This window comes from Mediterraneibacter flintii (assembly GCF_055387595.1).
This window is the reverse complement of record NZ_AP031405.1, coordinates 1,272,337-1,294,521: the sequence shown is the minus strand read 5'-3', so window position 1 is coordinate 1,294,521 and position 22,185 is coordinate 1,272,337. Positions and strand designations below refer to the sequence as shown.

Annotated in this window: 19 protein-coding genes and 1 riboswitch; of the genes, 4 read left to right on the top strand and 15 right to left on the bottom strand. The window is 40.7% G+C overall.

All coding sequences use genetic code 11. From position 1 onward, the window contains the following. Positions 1–150 precede the first annotated feature (150 nt). The 3 genes from ACZ5C4_RS06165 to ACZ5C4_RS06155 form a co-directional block, all read right to left on the bottom strand. Positions 151–966 (bottom strand): PHP domain-containing protein, encoded by an 816-nt coding sequence (locus tag ACZ5C4_RS06165; protein WP_464520223.1) that lies wholly within the window; start codon positions 964–966, stop codon positions 151–153. A gap of 393 nt (positions 967–1,359) precedes the next feature. After that, the gene (locus ACZ5C4_RS06160; protein WP_464520222.1) at positions 1,360–2,109 is read right to left on the bottom strand and encodes a hypothetical protein; all 750 of its coding nucleotides are present in this window, start codon (positions 2,107–2,109) and stop codon (positions 1,360–1,362) included. A 21-nt stretch (positions 2,110–2,130) separates the two neighbouring features. Further along, positions 2,131–3,126 (bottom strand): helix-turn-helix transcriptional regulator, encoded by a 996-nt coding sequence (locus ACZ5C4_RS06155; protein ID WP_464520221.1) that lies wholly within the window; start codon positions 3,124–3,126, stop codon positions 2,131–2,133. A gap of 688 nt (positions 3,127–3,814) precedes the next feature. Here ACZ5C4_RS06155 and asnA point away from each other — a divergent pair. Beyond that, positions 3,815–4,825, top strand: a complete 1,011-nt coding sequence (gene asnA / locus ACZ5C4_RS06150; protein WP_464520220.1) for an aspartate--ammonia ligase — start codon at positions 3,815–3,817, stop codon at positions 4,823–4,825. Positions 4,826–5,427: 602 nt separating this feature from the next. Here the strand turns inward: asnA and ACZ5C4_RS06145 are convergent. The 8 genes from ACZ5C4_RS06145 to thiW form a co-directional block, all read right to left on the bottom strand. Further along, positions 5,428–6,060 (bottom strand): C39 family peptidase, encoded by a 633-nt coding sequence (locus ACZ5C4_RS06145; protein WP_464520219.1) that lies wholly within the window; start codon positions 6,058–6,060, stop codon positions 5,428–5,430. Then, a complete protein-coding gene (locus ACZ5C4_RS06140; RefSeq protein ID WP_464520218.1) occupies positions 6,053–7,582 on the bottom strand; it encodes a Na+/H+ antiporter NhaC family protein in 1,530 nt (509 codons plus the stop codon). Before ACZ5C4_RS06140 ends, ACZ5C4_RS06145 begins: the two co-directional genes overlap by 8 nt. A 108-nt stretch (positions 7,583–7,690) precedes the next feature. Next, the gene (locus ACZ5C4_RS06135; protein WP_464520217.1) at positions 7,691–8,584 is read right to left on the bottom strand and encodes a helix-turn-helix domain-containing protein; all 894 of its coding nucleotides are present in this window, start codon (positions 8,582–8,584) and stop codon (positions 7,691–7,693) included. A gap of 200 nt (positions 8,585–8,784) precedes the next feature. Then, positions 8,785–9,612 (bottom strand): bifunctional hydroxymethylpyrimidine kinase/phosphomethylpyrimidine kinase, encoded by an 828-nt coding sequence (thiD, locus tag ACZ5C4_RS06130; RefSeq protein WP_464520216.1) that lies wholly within the window; start codon positions 9,610–9,612, stop codon positions 8,785–8,787. A 53-nt stretch (positions 9,613–9,665) separates the two neighbouring features. Beyond that, on the bottom strand, positions 9,666–10,322 hold the full coding sequence (locus ACZ5C4_RS06125) for an HAD family hydrolase (protein ID WP_464520215.1): 657 nt from the start codon (positions 10,320–10,322) through the stop codon (positions 9,666–9,668). Between the two features lie 5 nt (positions 10,323–10,327). Then, positions 10,328–10,996, bottom strand: coding sequence for a thiamine phosphate synthase (gene thiE, locus ACZ5C4_RS06120; RefSeq protein ID WP_464520214.1), 669 nt, complete (start codon positions 10,994–10,996; stop codon positions 10,328–10,330). Next, positions 10,983–11,804, bottom strand: coding sequence for a hydroxyethylthiazole kinase (gene thiM, locus ACZ5C4_RS06115; RefSeq protein WP_464520213.1), 822 nt, complete (start codon positions 11,802–11,804; stop codon positions 10,983–10,985). The genes thiE and thiM overlap by 14 nt, the downstream gene beginning before the upstream one ends. A gap of 64 nt (positions 11,805–11,868) precedes the next feature. Then, positions 11,869–11,980: riboswitch (TPP riboswitch) on the bottom strand. Continuing rightward, positions 11,978–12,490, bottom strand: a complete 513-nt coding sequence (gene thiW / locus ACZ5C4_RS06110) for an energy coupling factor transporter S component ThiW (RefSeq protein WP_186875224.1) — start codon at positions 12,488–12,490, stop codon at positions 11,978–11,980. It overlaps the preceding riboswitch by 3 nt. A 270-nt stretch (positions 12,491–12,760) precedes the next feature. Between thiW and ACZ5C4_RS06105 the strand changes: the two genes are divergently transcribed. Beyond that, complete coding sequence (locus ACZ5C4_RS06105) at positions 12,761–13,228, top strand: YbaK/EbsC family protein (RefSeq protein WP_464520212.1); 468 nt, start codon at positions 12,761–12,763, stop codon at positions 13,226–13,228. 58 nt (positions 13,229–13,286) lie between these two features. Here the strand turns inward: ACZ5C4_RS06105 and ACZ5C4_RS06100 are convergent, their stop codons facing one another. Genes ACZ5C4_RS06100 through ACZ5C4_RS06090 form a run of 3 tightly spaced genes read right to left on the bottom strand, consistent with a single transcriptional unit; the run spans position 13,287 to position 15,864 of the window. Continuing rightward, entirely contained in the window at positions 13,287–14,207 is a 921-nt protein-coding gene (locus ACZ5C4_RS06100; RefSeq protein WP_186875226.1) for a SufB/SufD family protein, read from the bottom strand. Further along, on the bottom strand, positions 14,197–14,943 hold the full coding sequence (locus ACZ5C4_RS06095) for an ATP-binding cassette domain-containing protein (RefSeq protein ID WP_464520211.1): 747 nt from the start codon (positions 14,941–14,943) through the stop codon (positions 14,197–14,199). Before ACZ5C4_RS06095 ends, ACZ5C4_RS06100 begins: the two co-directional genes overlap by 11 nt. Before the next feature lie 42 nt (positions 14,944–14,985). Then, a complete protein-coding gene (locus ACZ5C4_RS06090) occupies positions 14,986–15,864 on the bottom strand; it encodes a LysR family transcriptional regulator (RefSeq protein WP_464520210.1) in 879 nt (292 codons plus the stop codon). Positions 15,865–16,158: 294 nt separating this feature from the next. Here ACZ5C4_RS06090 and ACZ5C4_RS06085 point away from each other — a divergent pair, with 294 nt between their 5' ends. Together ACZ5C4_RS06085 and ACZ5C4_RS06080 are read left to right on the top strand one after the other, a co-directional pair. Further along, a complete protein-coding gene (locus ACZ5C4_RS06085) occupies positions 16,159–17,166 on the top strand; it encodes a YeiH family protein (RefSeq protein WP_464520209.1) in 1,008 nt (335 codons plus the stop codon). Between the two features lie 546 nt (positions 17,167–17,712). Continuing rightward, the gene (locus ACZ5C4_RS06080; RefSeq protein WP_186875230.1) at positions 17,713–18,024 is read left to right on the top strand and encodes a heavy metal-binding domain-containing protein; all 312 of its coding nucleotides are present in this window, start codon (positions 17,713–17,715) and stop codon (positions 18,022–18,024) included. Between the two features lie 64 nt (positions 18,025–18,088). Here the strand turns inward: ACZ5C4_RS06080 and ACZ5C4_RS06075 are convergent, their stop codons facing one another. After that, positions 18,089–21,796, bottom strand: coding sequence for an efflux RND transporter permease subunit (locus ACZ5C4_RS06075; RefSeq protein ID WP_464520208.1), 3,708 nt, complete (start codon positions 21,794–21,796; stop codon positions 18,089–18,091). Between the last annotated feature and the right edge of the window lie 389 nt (positions 21,797–22,185).

The following is a 22,185-nucleotide window of genomic DNA, read 5'->3' as shown; positions in this document are numbered from 1 at the left end:
TTTTTAATAGAAGTCAATTTAATCGGCATTTTCTATACGCCCTCATACTCTACACATCGATACAGGTAATTTTTCTTTCTTCATTAATAATCAGTCAAAAAAAAGATTCTATATCCAGAACGGATATAAAATCTCTTGAAAGGTCTGTATTTAAAACCGATAGTACATCTCAATTGGATCGATAGGATCAAACGGATTTTCTTCCTCCATCTTTCCATTACGCCCATGCCGCTTGATCAGCTCACCACCTTTATTATAAAGCCAAAACGAATATACCAGCACCTTATTTACTTTTCCTATTTTCTCTTTTGTTGTCTTTTCATAAGGAATTCCTCCCACCTCGAAATGTGTTTTCTTGTGAATCATGGAGATCAGCTCTGTCTCACATGCAACCGGCTCTGGCAGAATCGTATAGGCACGTCCCACACAATCTGCCTTGTGTGAATCACTTCCTCCTACTGTTACCTTAGAATATTTTGCCGCCAATTTTGCTGCTCCTTCATTCGATTCTTTTGACTCACAGCAATTATACGCTTCTACAAAATCAAACCGTTTTACAATCTCTGGTGATTTATAAAATCGCTTTGTATTCATAAAGCTCATATATTTCTCCCCACAAGGATGCGCTGGACCGAGCACTCCGCCGTTACGGTGCACAAGATCTATCAAAGCAGCCAGAGGCATACCTCTCATTTCCAAAACCCGCATTTTTACTCCCTCTGGCATAACAACAAGGAAATGGCCGGCATCTCTGGTATCATATTCTATCCCTTTGAGTACTACAAAATCTGTATGTTTTTTTCCTTTTATATTATTTTTCCAATAGCGATACCCTTTATACGTATTATGATCTGTTATCAGCATACCTTGGAAACCTTTTTGTTTCAAAATTGTTATATATTCATCTAAACTCACCTTACTGTCAATAGAACCTTCTTTTATATGGCAGTGCATATCAATCTTCATCAATAAGCCTCCTTTGCCTCTTCTATTATCTGGTTTTCTTAGACTAATTATACAACTTTATAAAATCCCTGACAACTTAAGACATAAACTTTTCATCCCTGATAATTTGCTCTTTCATATCTGTCTTTCTATCCTAGAAACGCTTCCCACCATCAAAGAAATACACAATCCCCATGCAAGAAAATAGAAAACCTCAGGAATATTTAATTCTGTAAAGCAGTAGAGAATAGAAAGAATACAGAGTACAATTATCCCCAAAAAAGTAATTATGCCGCTAACTATCGATTTTTTAACATACATAAAAATCACACCTCTCTTTGATATGCATTTAGCATACCAAAAAGGGTGTGTCATAAAACGGACTCTTCTTTCACTTTTCCATTTTATTATTTCTTACGTCTCTTCCTCATCTGACTCTTCTTTTTTCTCTGTGATACTGTCCAGATTTTCCATCATTGCCCTTGCTTTTTCCACTTCATTCTCTGTAGATTGTGTATCACGTATTTCTGCTGCCTTTTTTAAACTTAGCTTTTTCCTCTTCTTTGATTCCAACAGAAGCTGCACCAGTACCCCTGCAGCCCCCAGAACAGCTCCTATCACGATTTCTACAGCCATTCCTTGTATGGGAAGTAGAAATGCCGCTGCAGATTCCACTGCCATCGCGCCAAAAAATGCTGTAACTATCATCACGATAATTTCTGTAGCCTTAACAGAGATTAATGCCAGAATCAACCCTACCGCAGTGCAGACAGCAATCCATATCCAGTTCTTAGGATTTATAAAACATGCTGTACTTACAGCCCCAACACACCATACGCATACAAATACACCGAACCGGTAAAACCTTGCACACAGAACCAGCAGTATCATTCCCAATATAGCTCCTGCCGCATATACAACCGTATTTTCCATTCCCAGAATCTCTGCCGCAAAAGAACCTATTGCAAAGCCAACTGCCAGACCGATCAAGGCTGACCAGAAACGTACCAGCTTTAATCCCAAAAAGCACCATAATGCACCCACTGCTATAATCACTGCGAAAAACAGTATCTCCTGTGAGGTAAGCACCCTGCCCTTTTCTCCGTATATAAAAAATTCAATACTTGTACTGCTTATTCTATCTACTATCGTACCCCAATCCATATTTTTATACTCCTTTGTCCCTTATTTTTCTTCCCCATAAACGTTCGCAATGTCTTTCAGCAAATTACAGTATGCTTCTTTTACCTCCTCCGGTGAAAGTATCATCACTCCCCTGCCAAGTCCGGTCAGCCATCCGAAAAACTGCTCGCTGACTGCAACCTCTGTCCGTATAATAAAATGCTCTTCCCCATCTGGACGGATTTTTGCTTCTTTGCCAAACCTGTCCAGCACAACTCCGATAAAACGATTTTCAAACCGCAGCCGAACTGTTCTTTCTTCACCTCCAAACATCCCAAATGTCTTTTTCGTATAACTGGCAATATCAAATCGTGAAAATTCTTCTTTTCCCCCTCTCGGTTCTAAAAGAAGCTCAATATCTACCATTTTATCTACACGAAAATGCTTTAAACGCTCAGCATCCATATCAAATCCTATCAGATAATAATTTTCGTCATCCCAGGTTAATGCCCATGGACTGACCTGATACGGCTCTCCATCCTTTCTCAGGCGCATTTCTTTTTTTACAGTCCACTCAAAATACCGGAACATAATCTGTTGATTAGAGGCTATTGCCATATGCAGTTTATCTACATTATAGAAAATACTTTCATTCATCGCTTTAATACGATCTGCAACGACAACCTGCCTTTGTAATTGCCTAGCCTCATACCGACTTGTGAGCCCTTCTATCTTTTTGATCAGCGCATCTGATTTCTTTTCTGTTATAAATCTAGATGATTGTACCGCATCAACCAAAAGCTTTAATTCTGCCAACTCAAATTCATGCTCTGCCAGATAATAACCTTCCGGTCGTTCTTTTCTGTATAAGATATCCATACCAAACATTTTTAACGTCTCAATATCATTATACAAACTTTTTCTTTCTGTATGGATTCCAAATTTTTCCAAATGCTCTTCTAGCTGTTTTCTAGACAATGTGTGCTGTTCATCAGTCTCTTCTAAAAATAATTTCATTAGATAGAGTATCTTAGCTTTCTGATTGCAAGACTTTGCCATGCTTTTCTCCCTTGTTGCTTTTCCTATCCGAAATCATTCTATCAATTTTTTCTTTATTAGACAAGAACTTTTCTACTATACCTGTTACTTGAACCCTCTGCTTCCATTGCTCTATATAAATAATTTTAGAAATATCTGTATTATTTAGATTCGTAATATTTCTTTACATAAAAATGGATGCTAACCAATCTACTTTTGATTAACACCCACTTTTATATTGGTATTTCTATCATTCTCTTTTACCTCTTTTTCTATCGCTCTGATAGTTTTTATTTTACTTTTACGTTGCTGGTGGTCTGTACCTCCTATTCTTTAGATTTCCTGCTAAATAAACGGTACTTTTTCTTCTCATGGATTTTACTTCTCTCATAACTTTCTCGTCATTATGATAATTTCTCCATGTTCTTTTCCGTTTTTTATTGTTTAGCCGGATTATTTTTTGACTACTTTTATTTGTTGAATTTATAATACTATATACACTGCGTTTTGTCAATATATTTTTAGTTTAATTTTGTATTTTTTATATTTTATCTGCTAATTTGTATTAATTTCTATTTTTATCTGTTATTATCTCTTCTTACCACAATTCTTCTATATATAAAACCTAATTCCTTCTATTCCTACAGTTGACTTCCAGGACTTCTGACATTAAAATAGGTAAATATAATAAATCAAAGGAGCCACTACTATGGAACAACTTAGAATCCCTAACAGCTATCACTCCCCCCTCACAATTCGTGAGACGGAAGTGGCAATCAAAGAAATCAAAGACCATTTTGAACGTGCACTTGCAAAATCACTCCATTTAACCCGTGTTTCTGCGCCTTTATTTGTAAAACCAGAATCCGGTATGAATGATAATTTAAATGGTATAGAACGCCCAGTTTCTTTTGGCATCAAAGAGCAAGATGAAGCCGCTGCTGAAATTGTCCACTCCCTTGCAAAATGGAAACGTTATGCTTTAAAACACTATGATTTTCATTCTGGCGAAGGGCTCTATACGGATATGAGTGCGATCCGCAGAGACGAGGAGACAGATAATATTCATTCACTCTATGTGGATCAATGGGACTGGGAAAAAATCATCTCAAAAGAAGAACGAAATACGGAGACCTTAGAATACACTGTCCGCAAGGTATATAGCGCTCTGAAGGATACAGAAGAATTTATTTCCAGACGTTACAATTACATAGAATCCTGGCTGCCTGATGATATTTTCTTTATCACCTCCCAGGAATTAGAAGATATGTTTCCTGAAGATACTCCAAAAGAAAGAGAACACCGCATCGCAAAAGCAAAAGGCGCTGTATTCATCTCGCAGATCGGTAAAGAACTTGCCTCCGGAGAAAAACATGACGGGCGTGCACCAGACTATGATGACTGGGAATTAAACGGCGATATTATCGTATATTATCCTGTTCTGGACATTGGATTGGAACTTTCTTCCATGGGAATCCGCGTTGATGAAGGTGCTTTGAAAAAACAGTTGAAACTCGCAAACTGCGAAGAACGCGCATCACTGCCTTTCCAGAAGGCCCTTTTAAATGGTGAACTTCCTTATACAGTTGGAGGAGGCATCGGACAGTCCCGTATCTGTATGTATTACTTAAGAAAAGCACATATCGGTGAAGTCCAGTCCTCAATTTGGCCTGAAGAAGTAGTAGAACAAGCACTCGCCAATGGCATACAATTACTGTAATATAAATTTAACGAAGCAACAAGCAGTGCGAAAAGAACAGGCAAACTCTGTGTCATGCTTGCATGTAAACAGAAGTTTGTCTGTTTCTTTTCATTCGGCGACTGCCGATAGCGAAATGAAGCACATGCGGAATTGAGCTGGCACTGCGGAAGCTGACAAAAGGGACGTGTGAAAGAGATGCTTTGCATCGTTCGTCAGGGCTTCGCCGAAATTCCTCACTCACACAAAGCATCTCTTTCACACTCACACTTTCGCCAGCTTAAGTTTATAATTCGTAACGGAAAAAATCGGCTTCACTCTGCTATGCATTTCCAATCGGAAGTAGTATAGATACTTCTAATTGGAGGGCTATAACAACGTGAAGCCGTTCTCTTTTTTATGAATTTCAGTTAGGGCGCCACCTTCCTATAGACGAAGGAAAACTTCTGACTGGGAGTCTGTAGCAGCGTGAAACCGATTCTGTTCTGTCTGAAATTATAAACTTAAGCTGGCGAAAGTGTAAGCGCAAGAGAGAGTGTGTTGCAAAAGTGAGGAATTCCGGCGAAGCCCTGACGAACGTTGCAATACACTCCCTCTTGCGCGAACCATTTCGTCAATTAACTTTATATTTCCTGCACTCCTATTGCCTGCATATGTTGCGCGGCAAATCTATCTTTTGTGAGGTTTTTTTCATAGTAAACGCTGCCTTTATTTTCGTAGGGATCGTTGAAATAATATCCATTTGCATTATATCCTGTCATTACCATGCAGTGTTCATTCGATATCCATGTAAAGGTTTCTTTTGTATCCAGCAGCATCCACTGTGGTCCAATCACTGGAACACGCATATTAATACATGCCCACAAAATGACTGGCATACCTTTATCTATATAAGTTTTTGTCAGATATTCTATCGTTTGTCCAGTTTCATCCAATACTTTAAATGCTCGTTCTCCAAGCTGTGCCTTTATCCTTGGTTCTCCTAACACCTTTTCTAAAGCACTGCGTATCACCGGCGCATAGCAGCCGAATGCATCTTCGTCATAAGGGCTCCCACAGAAATATTCATAGGGACTGGGGCCATAAATTTCTCCATTCACCGTTTCGAATGCCCTACATGGAAGATAGTCCTGTATAAATTCATCCACTGTAAGTTCAACTCCCAGGAATCTCAACAGCATCGTAGCAGATACACTTTCGCAACCCGTCGGATACCTTCTGCTTTGGTCGATATACGGCACATTTATCCTAACCATTTTCCGCCGCCTTTTGAGACCGTCCCAAAAATAGTTTCATACTAAATAATACCAAAAGTAACAGTGCGGCACTAAGTCCAAGTGTGATCCACCATACTTTTATCAGCCCTGCGACTATGTAGCCAACCATACATACACCGGCGACAACTGCCGCGTACTGCATCTGTGTAGAGACATGATTGATATGATTACTCTGTGCTCCCGCGGAGGACATAACGGTTGTGTCCGATATAGGTGAGATATGATCACCACACACAGCTCCTGCAAGCACTGCAGAAACGGCAATCACCATCATTTCCATATTCGAAGCGTCCGAAAACATAGCGACTACAATCGGCACCAAAATAGCAAATGTTCCCCAGGAAGTCCCTGTAGAAAATGAAAGAAAAATTGCAACCGCAAACATTATGACTGGTATAAAAATGCTGGCGTGTGCATTGCTGCCCACAACATTCCCTACAAAATCTGCAATGCCGAGCGCATCGCCTACGCCTTTCAAAGACCATGCAAAGATAAGAATTGCCACAGCCGGTATCATAAGCTTAAATCCCTCTACAAAGCTGTCCATAAATCCTTTGAACGTAATAACCTTTCGCGGTATATACAAAAGAAACATAAACAATACCGTCACCATTGTGGCAAAAATAAGGCTTGTCTCCGAATCACACCCCGAAAAAGCGGTCACTAAATCGGTTGCTCCGCCTAAGAAGCCCGTATAAATCATTGCTCCTATAGCCGAAACAATCAACACAGCTACCGGAAGTACAAGATCGATTACTTTTCCTTTTTTAGAACCAGATTCTTCCTCTATTTTGTCAAACTCTTCTCCTCCGCTTGTAAACAAATCTCCCTTTTCTGCATTTCTCTCATGCTTTTTCATCAATCCAAAATCAAACCCTGAAAGAATGATAAATAACACCATAAGAATCGTCAGAAGTGCATAAAGATTGTATGGAATTGTCCGCAGAAAAAGCTGAAATCCTGTAATCCCCGCATCCTCAGGTACATAGGAATTCACCGCAGCCGCCCAGCTTGAAATCGGAGCAATAATACATACTGGAGCCGCAGTCGCATCAATAATATATGCAAGCTTTGCCCTGGATACTTTATAGCGGTCTGTCACAGGACGCATAACGGAACCTACAGTCAGACAGTTAAAATAATCGTCTACAAAGATTAAAACCCCAAGTCCAGTTGTCGCAAGCAATGCACTTTTCTTACTTTTGATTTTTTTGCCCGCCCAGTTTCCATATGCAGACGAGCCTCCTGATTTTGCCATAAGTACGATAATCATGCCGAGCAGTACATCAAAGATAAGAATATTTAAGTTCATACTGTTCTTCATAATCTCAAAAAATGATACAAATGCGTTCCAGGGATCAAACCCACTGTATAAAAATGCTCCTACAGCAACTCCTATAAAAAGTGAGCTATACACTTCCTTCGTAATAAAAGCAAGAAGGATTGCGAGAAGCGGCGGCACTAGTGACCACCATGTTCCGATAAAAATTGAACCGTCCATGAAAAAACCTCTCTCTCTTTCCTTTAGACTCTCAGCAGCCTTTCTGCCAACAGACATTATATACATTTTATCGAATCTTCCCGCAATATACAATCTTTTTCTTGCTTTTTACGGCTCCTCCTTATAAATTCCATTGATAATGATAGAGGCAATCCCGCAAAACAAAGCGCCAATCGGATAGCATATCCAGCATATTTCCCATTTTCCAAATATAAATCCACCTATAAGAAACAGAATGGTAGCAAATATCATAATGCATCCGCACCACATTCCCTGGAGACGTTCTTTTTGAGATGATTTCGGCTTGTTCTCTTCATTGTATTCTTTGATATTAAATTTTGACTTCTGCATGCCAGCATAGACTAGAAGCCCTGTTCCAACCGCAATAAACAAAAGCAGCACTGCATTATAGATTTCCTTTGTATATCCCTTAGCTTCTGGAAACTGTTCACTAAGTGCCGATACAACAACGCCTGCTAAAATTACCCCAATTCCTCCTGTAATAAAAACCGGAAATTTTTCTTCAAACCTCTCTATTTCCTCTTCCTTATAAAATGGCTGAATCTTCGGATTTTTCTCTGCAAACCTTCTATGCTGAAGTCCTGTCGCCACAAGTACCAGCGCTCCTGCTATCACGAAACTAAATGTCACTAAATCTGATATATATGCCGGCGCATAAAAGGAATCTGCCAGTATACCGCCTGCTACTCCTAAAATAATCAATTCGATCCCAATAACAATCCTTTTGGAAAAGCGATTCATATGGCTGTCATATCCTGCCGTATCCTCTGCCAAGTCCTCTTTTGCCTCTCCTCTTAAGAGCGTATCCATAGAACACCCGAACATTTCACATAACTGCAGTATCTTTTCCATTTCTGGATAGGATGCATCTGCCTCCCACTTAGATATGGTCTGCCGAGACACACAAAGCTGTTCTGCTAATTGTTCCTGGGTAATATTCTTTCTTTTTCTATAAAATTGCAGATTCTGACCTAAACTCATTTTTAACTTCCTGCCTTTCTTCCTTTTCTTGACCGGTCTGGACGTATGTTTTCATCCTCCCCGATTATATGAAAATCCTTATGTAAGCACAAGCAAAATGAGGTTGCATTTAGAGAAAATCATGTAAATTTTCGGTTGCATGATAGGATAGGGGAATTTTCCTTCCCTGTCCGCCGCGATACCGCAGCCAGCTCACAGCATTACTGTTTACTGTCCTTGTTCTGCGTCTTCTCTTTCGTATATTTTCCTTTTATATCAAAAGCATGGTTCATTGGGCCGCTTCCTGCTCCTAGATCAAGCATTGCCGACAGTGCTCCCGATATGTACTCTTTTGCCCGTCTGACAGATTCATTCATAGAAAACCCTTTTGCCAGATTCGAAGCAATCGCACTGGATAACGTACATCCTGTACCGTGTGTATTTGGATTATGGATACGTTTTCCGTAAAACCACCGGCAGACTCCTTGGGAATACAACAGATCATTGGCGTCATTTAACTGGTGTCCGCCTTTTAACAATACAGCACAGTGATAGAGCTTGCCAATTATCTCCGCTGCTGCTGTCATATCTTCTTCCGTTTTTATCTCTATTCCTGAAAGCACCTCCGCCTCTGGAATATTGGGAGTTACTATATCCGACAGAGGAAGTAATTTCTCCTTCAATACCGAAACCGCATCATCATTGATTAATTTTGCTCCGCTGGTCGCTACCATTACCGGATCTACGACAATCTGCTTGGCATGGTACTCTTTTAATTTTTCTGCTATCGCCTGTATCAATCCGGCGGAGGATACCATCCCGATTTTTACCGCATCCGGACGAATATCTGTAAATATACTGTCTAACTGCTCCTTCAAAAATGCAGGTGTCACTTCCATAATCCCTGCTACACCGGTTGTATTCTGTGCAGTTAAGGCTGTCACTGCACTCATAGCAAATACACCGTTTACCGTCATTGTCTTAATGTCTGCCTGGATGCCGGCGCCTCCGCTGGAATCACTGCCAGCAATTGTCAATGCTGTTTTCATGTTTGTCTCCTTTCATAGTGTCAGTGTCAATTTCTGCTCTCTGCTTCTCTATCTTAAGATGCTCTTTTATAAAACAGCTCAAAATCCGAAAATTCTGGCAGATAAATATCTGCTGTATTCCAAATCCTCGCAAGCTGCTTGTCATTCGCTTTGTCATACACAGCTGCTGTCCTAAATCCGGCTTTTTTTGCCGTCAACACAGCATGATACGCGTCCTCAAACACCCATGTATTTTTAGGTTCTGTATCCATCTGAAGCGCCGCTGCCAGATAAATATCTGGATGTGACTTTCCACTGCCTACTTCAGAACAAGTAAAAATCCCCTGAAAATAAGAATACACCTTTAACCGTTTCAACGCTGCTTCTGTATTCTTCCTGTCTCCGGCCGTTGCGATTGACATAGGAATATTCCGTGCTCTAAATTCATTCAGATACTGCCTTACCCCCTCTTTTAAGGGAACTTTCTCTCTATAAAACTTTGCTACCTGTTCGCTAAGTCCCTGCACTACCTGCGGCACTGTAAGAGTGAGCCCATATACATCAATCAAATATGCCGCCCCTTCCTCCATGCTCATCTCGAACAGAATATTTCCTAAGCCTTTCTCTGCCGTAATTCCTAAGCCTTTCAAATATAATTCACCTAAGTTCTCCCAAATTGGCATGGAATTCAAAAGAGTCCCATCTACATCAAATATGACGCCTTTTATCATTTTGCTTATATTGTCCCTTTCTTTTTCCCTGACATTCTGTCTATCATTTCTTCGGCAAGTCTATGCAGCCGCCTTGCCGCTTCCTTTATATCTGGCTGTGCAAAAATAGCGCTGATAACTGCTATTCCGCAGATCCCGCTTCCTTCCAGCTTCATCACATTCCTTTCGTTAATTCCGCCGATGGCAATGACAGGGATATCTACTGCTTCGCAAATTTCCTTCAAAGTCTCATGGCTTACCTCTTTTGCGTCCTCCTTTGTTCCCGTTGCAAATACCGATCCGACCCCCAGATAATCTACACCGTGTCTCTGAGCTTCCAGAGCTTGTTCTACTGTCTGTACCGAAACTCCAATTATTTTTTCCTTTCCCAATGTGACACGTACATCCTTTGCTTCCATATCACTTTGCCCTACATGCACGCCATCTGCATCTATAGCCTTTGCTATCTCTACATCATCATTAATCACGAATGGTGTCTTATATTTTTCACAGAGTGCTTTTATCTCCCTTGCTTCCTTTAGAAATTCTTTCTTCTCCAAATTTTTTTCTCTGAGCTGTATGAAGGTGGCGCCTCCTTTCAACGCCTCTTCCACCTGTTCATACAACGTTTTTCCTGCCAGCCATCTTCTGTCTGTTACCGCGTAGAGCAACAGGCTTTCTTTAGAACACCTCATATTTTGCACCTCTTTCTAATTCATCCTCTGTCATATTATAGACTGCGTCAATAATCCGACTGCGGTATGCCGAGTTTCCGTCCCCTCTCTGCATATATTTCCAGCCAATTTCTCCCGCAAGCCCCATCACACAGACAGATGCCGCCGCTGCCGCCAGACGTTCTTCTGGATTTGCTGCCAAATATGCTGCCATCATGCCGGATAACTGGCAGCCGGTGCCTGTAATCTTTCCCATCTCCGGACGTCCGTTCCGAATCACATAGCATGTGTCACCATCTGAAACCAGATCAATCGCTCCTGTCACCGCAATAATAGAACCGCTTTCCTTCGCAAATTCCTTTACAAAGTCGATTGCAGTCTTTAAATTTTCCTCTGTTACTGTATCGGCGACATCCGCATCTACGCCTTTTGTAGTCCCCTTCCCATATGCCAATGTCTTTATTTCCGATATATTTCCCCGAATGGCCGTCAGGTTGATTTTTCTCATTAATTCCAGCGCTGTATTCGTGCGCAAGGTGCTTGCTCCTGCCCCAACTGGATCGAGCAAAACCGGATGTCCTAATTCGTTGGCCTTCTTTCCCGCTTTAAACATCCCCTCTATACTGGTCTTATGCAAGGTGCCAATATTGATGTTCAAACCAGAGCAAATAGAAGTAATGTCTTCTACATCCTCCGCTTCATCCGACATAATCGGACTTCCCCCGCATGCCAAAAGAATATTTGCCACATCATTGACCGTAACATAATTTGTAATATTGTGGATCAGCGGTGCTGTCTTTTTGACTTGTAACATGCATTGTTTTATCATACGTCAACTCCTCCTATATTTCATAAATAGTAAAAAGCAGGTATACCAATGAGGTATACCCGCTACAAATGCGTTTATATTCTCCCTACGTTGGCATTATCCAAATCAGGTTACGGGTCTAGGCGCTTCAGCCTACTCTCAGCCTGCTTCGCACGCAAGCTCCCCTATTATTTTTATTGATACTTCAAGTTTCCCAGATACACATCTAGTATTTTCATTTTTTTCATTGCAGTGACAAGCACTACTGCCAAAATAGTACCACCAAAACTAGAGATGAAAAATGGAACTACAAAGCCAAACACTGCGCTTTTACTTCCCATCAAAAGTACAGCGACCGGATAGCTCAAAAGTCCTCCGATAACAGATGTTCCAAACAGCTCTCCCGCATATGCATATGGAAGATGTTTTCCATATTTGTACAATATGCCGCATAGAAATGCCCCACACATAGACCCTGGAAATGCAAGCAGTGTCCCCGTTCCCATCAAATTTCGCAAAAGACTTGTCACAAATGCCATTCCTACTGCGTACCCCGGCCCCAAAAACACGCCACTTAATATATTAATAAAATGCTGAATCGGAGCACACTTTGAGGCGCCGACCGGAATAGATAATGGCGAACATACAATACCGACAGCTACAAGAATACCTGCCAAAGCAAGTTTTTTCACGTGATTGTTTTTCATATTAACCTCCTGAAATAACGGTCGATACTCACTGGTATCCTCTCACTCCGGAACACGGATTCCCTCGCAGGTTATTTTCGTACCTCGTACGTAAAGTACAGTAAAAACCCAGACGGCGCTCCCCGCCCAGGAAAACTTTTGTCGGATATCCGGAAATATCTTATCACAATCTACTTTTACTGTAAAGACGATTCTGTTATAATAAAAAACGGCAGTAAAATCAAATCTGTCTTTTCACCATGATTTTGTAATTCAATAAAGGAGTTTACTATGTCCGTACAAATCGTTAAAAATTATTTTAAAAACAATAATATAAATAAAGAAATAATAGAGTTTCCCGTTTCCAGTGCAACCGTTGAACTGGCAGCCCAGGCCGCCGGAGTAGAACCTGCCCGTATCGCTAAAACCCTTTCTTTTTACACAAAAGAACGGGACGCGGCCATCCTAATCGTAACAGCAGGAGACATGAAAATAGATAATAGTAAATTCAAACATTTCTTTGGAATGAAGGCAAAAATGTTATCTGCTGATGATGTAGAAGCTTATACAGGGCATGCAATCGGGGGAGTTTGTCCCTTTGGAAATCCGGATACAGCAGTTACTTATTTAGATATATCTTTAAAGCGTTTTACCACTGTATTTCCTGCTGCCGGCAGTTCAAATTCGGCCGTAGAATTAACCTGTGGTGAACTAGAAAAATATGCCAATACAAAAGAATGGATTGATGTATGTAAATAAAAAAGTGGGAACCCCCCACTTTTTTATTTACATATCTACTGTATTGAATTCTTCTCTTTTATTTCAGGAAATTCTCTATAATTACTGCCTCTGCTTCTTCTGCATTAAGCCCGAATGTCCGCAGCTTTGTAAGCTGTTCATCATTAATTCTTCCTATTGCTGCTTCATGTATAATCTGCGCATCTATATGTCTTGCATTAATTTCTGGAATAGAGCTGATTTCAGCCTCATCCATAATAATGGAGTCGCACTGAATATGTGCATGACAAAGGTTATTTCCTATTGCTTTTGGATGAAATACCTGCCTGGAAGTCCCCTTTGCTACAGAACGTGACACAATCCGCGCAGAACTGTTTTCTCCATTTAGATACACATCCATATTCGAAACTGCTGTCTGATCTTCATGCGTCATCAGCTTTTCTGTCACAAAAAGCTTTGCGTTTTCTGCCAGTTCAATATAATTTTCCCTTTCTGTAGAATCTACCCCTTTAATTTGGGATGTCTCAAGCGTAAAGACTGAATTTTCTCCCACATATATCTTTGTAACTGGATTCAGCACTTTTTTTCCAGTTCCATTGCCTTGCGCATAATGATTTTCTACATATTTTACATTGGCATTTTTTCCTACATGGAACGTATGAATACCGTCATGTCTTGTCTCACTGCATCCTTCTCCATGAATTCCACAGCCGGCAACGATTGTGACGTCTGCTCCATCTTCAATATAAAAATCGTTATATACAACGTCAATCCCTTCTTTGGACATCACGACAGGTATATGCACCTGCTCGTCTTTTGCTTCCCCACTGATATGAATGTCAATTCCCGCCTTATCCGCTTTTTTTACTATCTGGATATGTCTGCTGTCTCCATGACACACAGCCATACCGTTCAATCTTAAATTATATGCTCCCTCCTGCTTAAATCCATAGGAATCTATTACATTTAATACATCCTGCGTCACTTTATTAAGCTCCATAGAGATCCCCTCCTTTTTGTCTGCGGCATTCACAGGAATCTAACTCTTTTCCAAATAAGCTCGGCATAATTTCTTCTGCTGCACCGATGGATTCTAACTTTCCTTCGGAAATAACCATAATTCTATCTGCCATCTGAATAATTCGCTCTTGATGCGAAATCAAAATCAAACTTTCCTTCTTCTCTTTGTGAATCTGTTCAAACCGTTTAATCAGCATAGAAAAACTCCACAAGTCGATTCCGGCTTCTGGTTCATCAAAAATACAAAGTGCATGTCGTTTCGCCAAAACCGTCGCAATCTCAATCCGCTTCATTTCTCCGCCGGATAATGTTGCATCTGCCTCTCTGTCGATATATTCCCTGGCGCATAAGCCTACACTGCTAAGCAGCTCACAACAGGTTTTTTCATCCAGCACTTTTCCCGCTGCAAGAGACAACAGCCTTCTTACAGTCATTCCTTTAAAGCGTGGAGGCTGCTGAAATGCAAAACCAATTCCGGCTTTCGCCCTCTCGTCAATTGACAGTTCTGTAATATCCTGTCCGTCCAAATAAATTTTCCCCGCTGTCTCTTTGTAAATCCCCATCAGCAGCTTTGCCAAAGTAGATTTACCGCCTCCATTGGGTCCTGTAATCACCAGCATTTCTCCATCCTGCACAGTAAAACTGACATCTGAGAGAATTTCTGACTGCCGCCCTTCTTCTAGAATATCATATAATAAATGTTCTACCTGTAACACTTGAATCACTTCCTTTTACTAATCTTGTGTATTGTCTGTTTCTTATACCGAAAATCTCCGGAATATTTCTTTGAAACGATCGGCATAGATGCTTCCTCGTCTCCAAAGAAAAGTGAAATCATGGAAAATCTGAAAGTCTTTCAGACATATCTTTTGCATTTCTCCTTTTTCCAGTTCTTCCCTGACTGCAACTTCATATAAAAATGTAATACCGCATCCCGCTTTTGTCAACTCTTTAATCGTCTGCAGGCTTCCTACTTCCATAGATTTTTTAAAATCCTCCAGACTGTAATTCTGAGAGCTTAAAAATCTTTCCAGCACTTCTCTTGTACCAGAGCCTAGTTCACGAAGTAAAAGACGCTCTCCAAACAAGTCCTCTACTTTCTCTGGCTTCTTCAAAAATGAATAATTTCTGCCACAGACAGCAATATATCTTTCTGTGGAATAATGTAGAAAATCATATTCTCTTTTCTTAAAAAAACCTTCTACAATCGCAAAATCTATCTTGCCCTCATCTAGTCTATTTAACAAAGCATTTGTATTTTCCACTTCCATATGTATTTTCGCATCGGGATATCTGGACAAATACTTTTGCAAAACCTTGCCCATGAGCGCGTCTCCTACTGTTCTGGTCGCTCCAAACCGTATTTCCTTTAATTCTTCCCCTTCTCTTATCATTTCATTCTGAAGAAAAAGCTCATCATGTTTCATAGTCAGTGAAGCGTTTCTAAGCAGTTCTCCTGCATTTGTCAAACGTAGTTTTTTCCCTTCATAGTGAAACAGCTTTGTATGGTAATACTTCTCTAGAAAACGAATATGCTGTGAGACTGCCGGCTGCGTAATATGCAGTTCCTCTGATGCCCTTGTAAAATTCATACACTGACAAACTGTCAAAAATGTTTCCATCCGAAAATCAAGCATGACAACCCCTCTTAATCTTCAACCTCTTAACTGTATCTTCTTGTGAACAAATGCGGGATACTCGTTTATTCGAATAGCCCGCACTCCTTATATGCTGAATCCTCAGCTTTATATTAACTACTCCCTGCACCTATCATAACATATATTTATTATAAAATAAATATATATAATTATATTTTATTATATTTTTATGCTATTATTTTTTAGACGGCAAATACACCTGGTAAATTTTGTATACTGTACCGGTACATTGCCTGTTTGTTACATATTATCTGTCAATTGGAGGATTTTATTATGAACTTTATAAAAAGAAATGGGGCCGGAATCGCACTTTGCCTAGTTATTTCTATACCAGCATGGTTTTTAGGTCAAATATTCCCTGTAATTGGAGGGCCTGTATTTTCTATCCTATTTGGGATGGTGCTTACGCTTCTTATAACCAAAAAAGACACGCTTGCCGGAGGGATCCAATTCACTTCCAAAAAGATCTTACAGGCAGCCGTTATACTTCTGGGATTCGGTATGAATCTTACTGAAATCCTGGCAAAAGGAAAACAGTCTCTCCCCATTATCCTCTCTACCATTGCCACATCTCTGGCAATTTCATTCCTGCTTTATAAAGCATTGAAATTAAGGCCTAATAATGCCATTTTAGTAGGCGTCGGTTCCTCTATCTGCGGCGGCAGCGCCATCGCCGCCACAGCTCCTGTAATCCATGCTTCCGATGAGGAAGTCGCACAGTCTATCTCTGTTATCTTCCTCTTCAATGTCCTTGCAGCACTTCTCTTTCCTGCACTAGGCCAGGTTCTCCATCTAAGCAATGAAGGTTTCGGGTTGTTTGCAGGAACGGCAATCAATGATACCTCTTCTGTCACAGCGGCCGCTGCTGCATGGGACGGCATGCATGCCAGCCACACACTGGAATCTGCAACCATTGTCAAAATGACTCGAACGTTGGCAATTATTCCAATTACACTCGTACTCGCCCTCTACAGAGGGAAAAAGGAAAAAAATAAAAAAGACTCTTCCTTCAGCCTGAAAAAGTCTTTCCCATTCTTTGTTTTATTCTTCATTCTCGCCAGCGTAATTACAACTGTTTTCCAACTGCCTGCCACAGTCACTGCACCTTTAAAAGAATGTAGCAAGTTCTTAATTGTAATGGCAATGGCAGCAATCGGATTAAACACAAACATTATAAAGCTTGTGCGTACCGGAGGAAAACCGATTTTTACCGGATTTTGCTGCTGGACAGGAATTACCCTGGTAAGTCTTGGAATGCAACATATCCTGCATATATGGTAAAGCTCTAAATTTTGCTACATCCATAGAACAAAGTGGGCAAGCCCACTTCAACTCCCCTGCCCGCACTCCTGAGGGGCTTGTCCACTTTACGCGCCGCCGCAATACCGCAAAGCGGTAAAATTTCCTTATTGCGGCGTGCGCATCCCGCCCGGAGGGCTTTTTATATAATAGGAAATTTATTGAAATTTCCTATTATGATTAGGGTGTCAAAAGGTAACTTTTGCAAATGCTTCCGGTAATTTTCACAAAAAGATAACTTGCCAGACGACTTTATGCGCGATGGAGATGAAACTCAAAAATCACGGAAGCCTTTGCTGACGTGATTTTCGTATTAAGAGGTTCAGCGGAATGCTCCGCGCACCGGAGTCTGAAAAGTTACTTTTTGTGAAAGTTGACAAAAGAATTTAAATAAGTTACCTTTTGACACCCGAATCCTATTATATAAAAAATGATTTCTTCCTATATTTTCTGTAAAAGCATGCTATAATACGATCAAAGAAAAATAGTATAAAAGACTGCTTTTTATATCTGCAAGGAGGGATATCTATGTTAGTAGTAACTACGGAAAAAATACCCGGACAGGAGTTTGAAGTCCTGGGACTTGTCAAAGGAAGTACGATCCAATGTAAAAATATAGGGCGTGATATTGGAAGCTCCTTTAAAAATTTAGTGGGCGGTGAAATGAAATCATACGTGGAAATGATGAACCAGGCACGAGATATTGCTTATGAACGCATGGTACAGGATGCTGCCAGATTTCCTGCTGACGCGATCGTTGCCATGCGCTTTGCAACCAGTTCTATTGCACAGGGCGCTGCCGAAGTTATGGCATATGGAACTGCTGTAAAGTTTAAGTAGCCCAATATTTCCAAATAATCTTCAGTTTTATACTATGTCTCCTGTCAAATTGACAGGAGACATATCATTCATTACAAACTCTTTTTTTGTGAAATAATTCAAATATACATGGTACAGCCGTCAGTATCATCACCATTCCATACAGCAAGCCGCCAATAAGAACAGTTGCTGCTGGCTGTACAACTTCCATTCCGGCTCCAATTCCGGTCGCCACTGGAAATGCAACACCGATAATCGCCGCTGTTGTCATAGCAGCCGGACACATTTCCTTCTTTTCCGCACAAAGTATAGCTTCCTTTCTATTCATTCCTTCCTTTTCAAATTGATTCATATTTTTTATCAATACAGCAACATTCTTTCCCATTATTCCACTTAAAATCAAAAATCCGATTACCGCTGGAGTACTCATTGGCTGCCCTGTCACAATTAACGCCAAAAATCCCCCTGTATATGCAAGCCCTACAGAAAACAGCAGCAGAAACGGAATGTAAAAGGATTGAAACACTGCCGCCAGAATAAAATATACACACGCGCCAGCAATACCCACTGTTTTCCAGACTTCCATTCCTATAGATTGTACTGCCTCTCCTCCTGTTATTTTCACTTTACATCCATCCGGCAGACTCTGTGCATTTAGCTTTTCCTGTATGTGACTTTTTACCTCTTTGACACGATATCCTTCTTGTATCTGCGCTGTCACCTGCATATACCTGCTCCCATCTGTTTTCCGGATTGTCTGGTATACATCTCTTTCCTCAAGTACAGCGATTTCTTTTAAGGGAACTTCCTTTTCACTTCCATCCTCTAATTTTGCATGCAGTACAAACGCCTGAATGTCTCCTTCTTTCTCCAGTTCTTTTTCCATATCCTTTATCATAACATCAAATGTCCCGTCTACTGTTTCAAGAACTGCCGCTGTATCCTTATAGTCTGTCATTTTCGCCTCTATCTGTCTATATACATCCTCAACCGTCAGATTATACAGTGCTGCTTTCTCCTTCTGTACGGTTACTCTGACTTCCTTTTTTGTATCATCCAGAATTCCTGTTGCCTCTTCTGTACCTTTTATTTCTGCCAGTGTTTTTTTCACCTCTTCCGCCGCCTGCTTCACTGTCTCGGTTTCATCTCCTGTGATTTCCACTGTGATTCCAGATGTTCCTGCCTGTTTTGTATATTCCTGCATAGTCTGTACCTGCAAAGAATATGGAATCGATTGTAGTTTTTTCTCAATCTCCTTCTCCAGGGTATCTGTTGACATAGCATTCTTTTCTTTTGTCTGTATATAAAATTGTACCATATAAACCCTTTTTGTATCTGTCTCTAAAGTTTCGTCCAGTGACACGAAACCGACGTCCCCGACACTTTCTATTTCTGAGATCTGTCGTGCCACATTTTCCGCCGCCTCTTTCACATTATCTCTCTCTGTGTCTCCTTCTATCTCCATTCTCACATAAAACTGGGAGCTTTCCATCTCCGGCAGTATCGTTTCTTCTTTGGAAAAAGCTATCCAGCCACACATACACAGCAATCCAACTGCCCCTGCCAGCAGTATCGCTTTTTGATATTTTTTCTTCCTGGAAATACGTTCTTGTATCTTTTCTATTCTTAAAGAAAATTTCCATTCACGTTTGACTGCTCTTTTAAAAAAGAATGTATACAATACAGGCACTATAGCAAACACACAGAATATACCTGCTATCAAAACATACACCGCCGTCCTCCCAGCCTCTCTGTACAGAATATGCTCTCTTTCTCCTGTAAGAATTTCTGGTAAAAATACTGCTGCCAACACAAATACCGTTGCCGCAAATGTTCCTGCATATTGTCTTACTCCTTTCACAGCAGACATACAGACAGGCAGATATTCCTTCGTCTCTATCCGATGTATATTCTCCAGCACTGTATTTGTTCCATCTATCATAAATACTGTCCCTGCCGCCAGAACAGACAATGAAACAAAATTAAGAGAACCTCCTTTTAGACACAGCAACGCTAACATCAGAAATATACCGGCTAACACCGAACTCATAACCAGTAATCCTGCCCGCAAATTTCTCAAGGTACTTCCAATAACCAGAAGCAGAAAAATACTTGCATAAAACAAGTGCTTCCCCATTGAAGCTGCCAACGTTTCCATATACTCAGTACTGCTCTGTAATATCACACATTTCATTTGTGAATTCTCTTTTTCCAGGTCTCTTAATTTCGCTTGTATCCGTCCGCAGACCTCCCCGTCCGAATATCCCGTCTCCTTTTGTGCACTGATAAGAACGCCTCTTTTTCCATTGATCTCTGCATATGTTTTGTCTCCCTTTTCAACAACGCAAATATCTGCTACATCAGACAGATATACAGGCTTTGTCCCTTCTAATTCTAATATAGGAAGGCTTTCAAGCTCCTGAATGGAATGAAGCGTATCTCCTACCCAGATGTAATATGCATTTCCATTCTTTTCTATATATTCTGCTGACATACCAAAATTCTGCGCCGTTAGAATCTCCTTCACTTTTTCCACTGTTAAAAGTGTTCCGGTTTCTGGCAGTGTTTCATCCGTTCTGTCCGTTTCTTCCTTTTCTGCCAATTTCGTATTTTGTGCCGCCAATTCTAGAATCTTCTGGCTGTCAAGCTCCCCTAATTTTTCTTCTGCTTCTTTGAATGACAAAGTATCTGTCTTGAGCGTATCTTTTAGTGTTTCTGCCTTTTCTTTTTCAGATTCCAATGCAGATACCGCATTGTCCAGGTTATCCTTCTGTGACTGAATCTGAAGCAGGGCACTTTGTATCTGGGCAAAATTTTGTTCATAATGTTCGATTGTTTCCAGTTCTTCTTCCAGAATCTTTTTTTGTTCCTGTAATTTTTCTGCATCCTCCGATTCCGTATTTTCTATCTGGCTGGATATTGATTCATAGTTCTCTTTTATCTCAGATTCCTGTACCTTTACCGTATCTAACGCCTTTTTACGATTCTCGCTTTCCTGCTGCTTAACATCCAACATATTCTCGGTCTGTGAAAATTGGACTTCTGCCAGATTAAGTTCTTTTTGTTTCACTTCAAGCTGTGAACGAAGGACTTCCATGCTTTCTCCTCCGTATGTCTGTTCTGTCTCTTCCTCTTTTTCTTTTGCTGTTTTCAGTTCTCCCTCTGCTGATTTCCTCTGTGCTTCTAGTGTTTCTTCTGTCTGTATATTTTTCTCTTCTATTTTTTCTGGGTGAAGCGTTATCTGCACTCTTTGCTCTGCCGCCCCCATGGTTTGGACATATGCCACTCCTTCCAGGCGCTTCAACTGCGGAAGTATTTTTTCTTCTGTAAGCTGAGCCGCCTTTACAGAATCCCCTCCGCTTGTGCTGATCGCTGCGACTATAACCGGAGCCGCCTCTGAATCCATCTTCAAAATATTCGGCTTAGACGTACTGTCCGGAAGGACTTCCCTTGCCTGTTCTATCCGTCCTCTTATCTCCATAACCGCTGTATCTATGTCCGTACCTTTGCTAAGTTCCAGAACAACCGTAGAAATACCTGTTTGGGATATGGAACGGATATGTTCTACATTTTGAACAGATGAAATCGCATTTTCGATTTCTTTTGTCACCTTCTGCTCTACTGTTTCAGGACCCGCCTGTTCATACAAAGTCGTAATCGCAATACAAGGTGCATCTGTAGCAGGCAGGGACTCTATTTCTATATTCCGAAAACCTTCCATGCTCAAAATCAAAATTATCAGAACACCCACAATCATTATATATGGATTTTTGACACATATTTTAGATAGCATGCTATATTTATACCTCCCAGACAGCTTGATTGAACTTACATAATAACTAGCCTTCTGGATTAGTATTTCCGGTTCTCTTGTATTTATAAGAACGAATTCGCGTTATGAATCTCAACAAACATATCCAGTATTTATCAATTATAAATTTAACGAAGCAACAAGCAGTGCGAAAAGAACAGGCAAACTCTGTGTCATGCTTGCATGTAAACAGAAGTTTGTCTGCTTCTTTTCATTCGGCGACTGCCGATAGCGAAATGAAGCATACGCGGAATTGAGCTGACACTGCAGGAACCGACGAAAAGGACGTGTGAAAGAGATGCTTTGCAACGTTCATCAGGGCTTCGCCAAAATTCCTCACTTTTGCAACACACGCCCTCCCTCGCTTACAC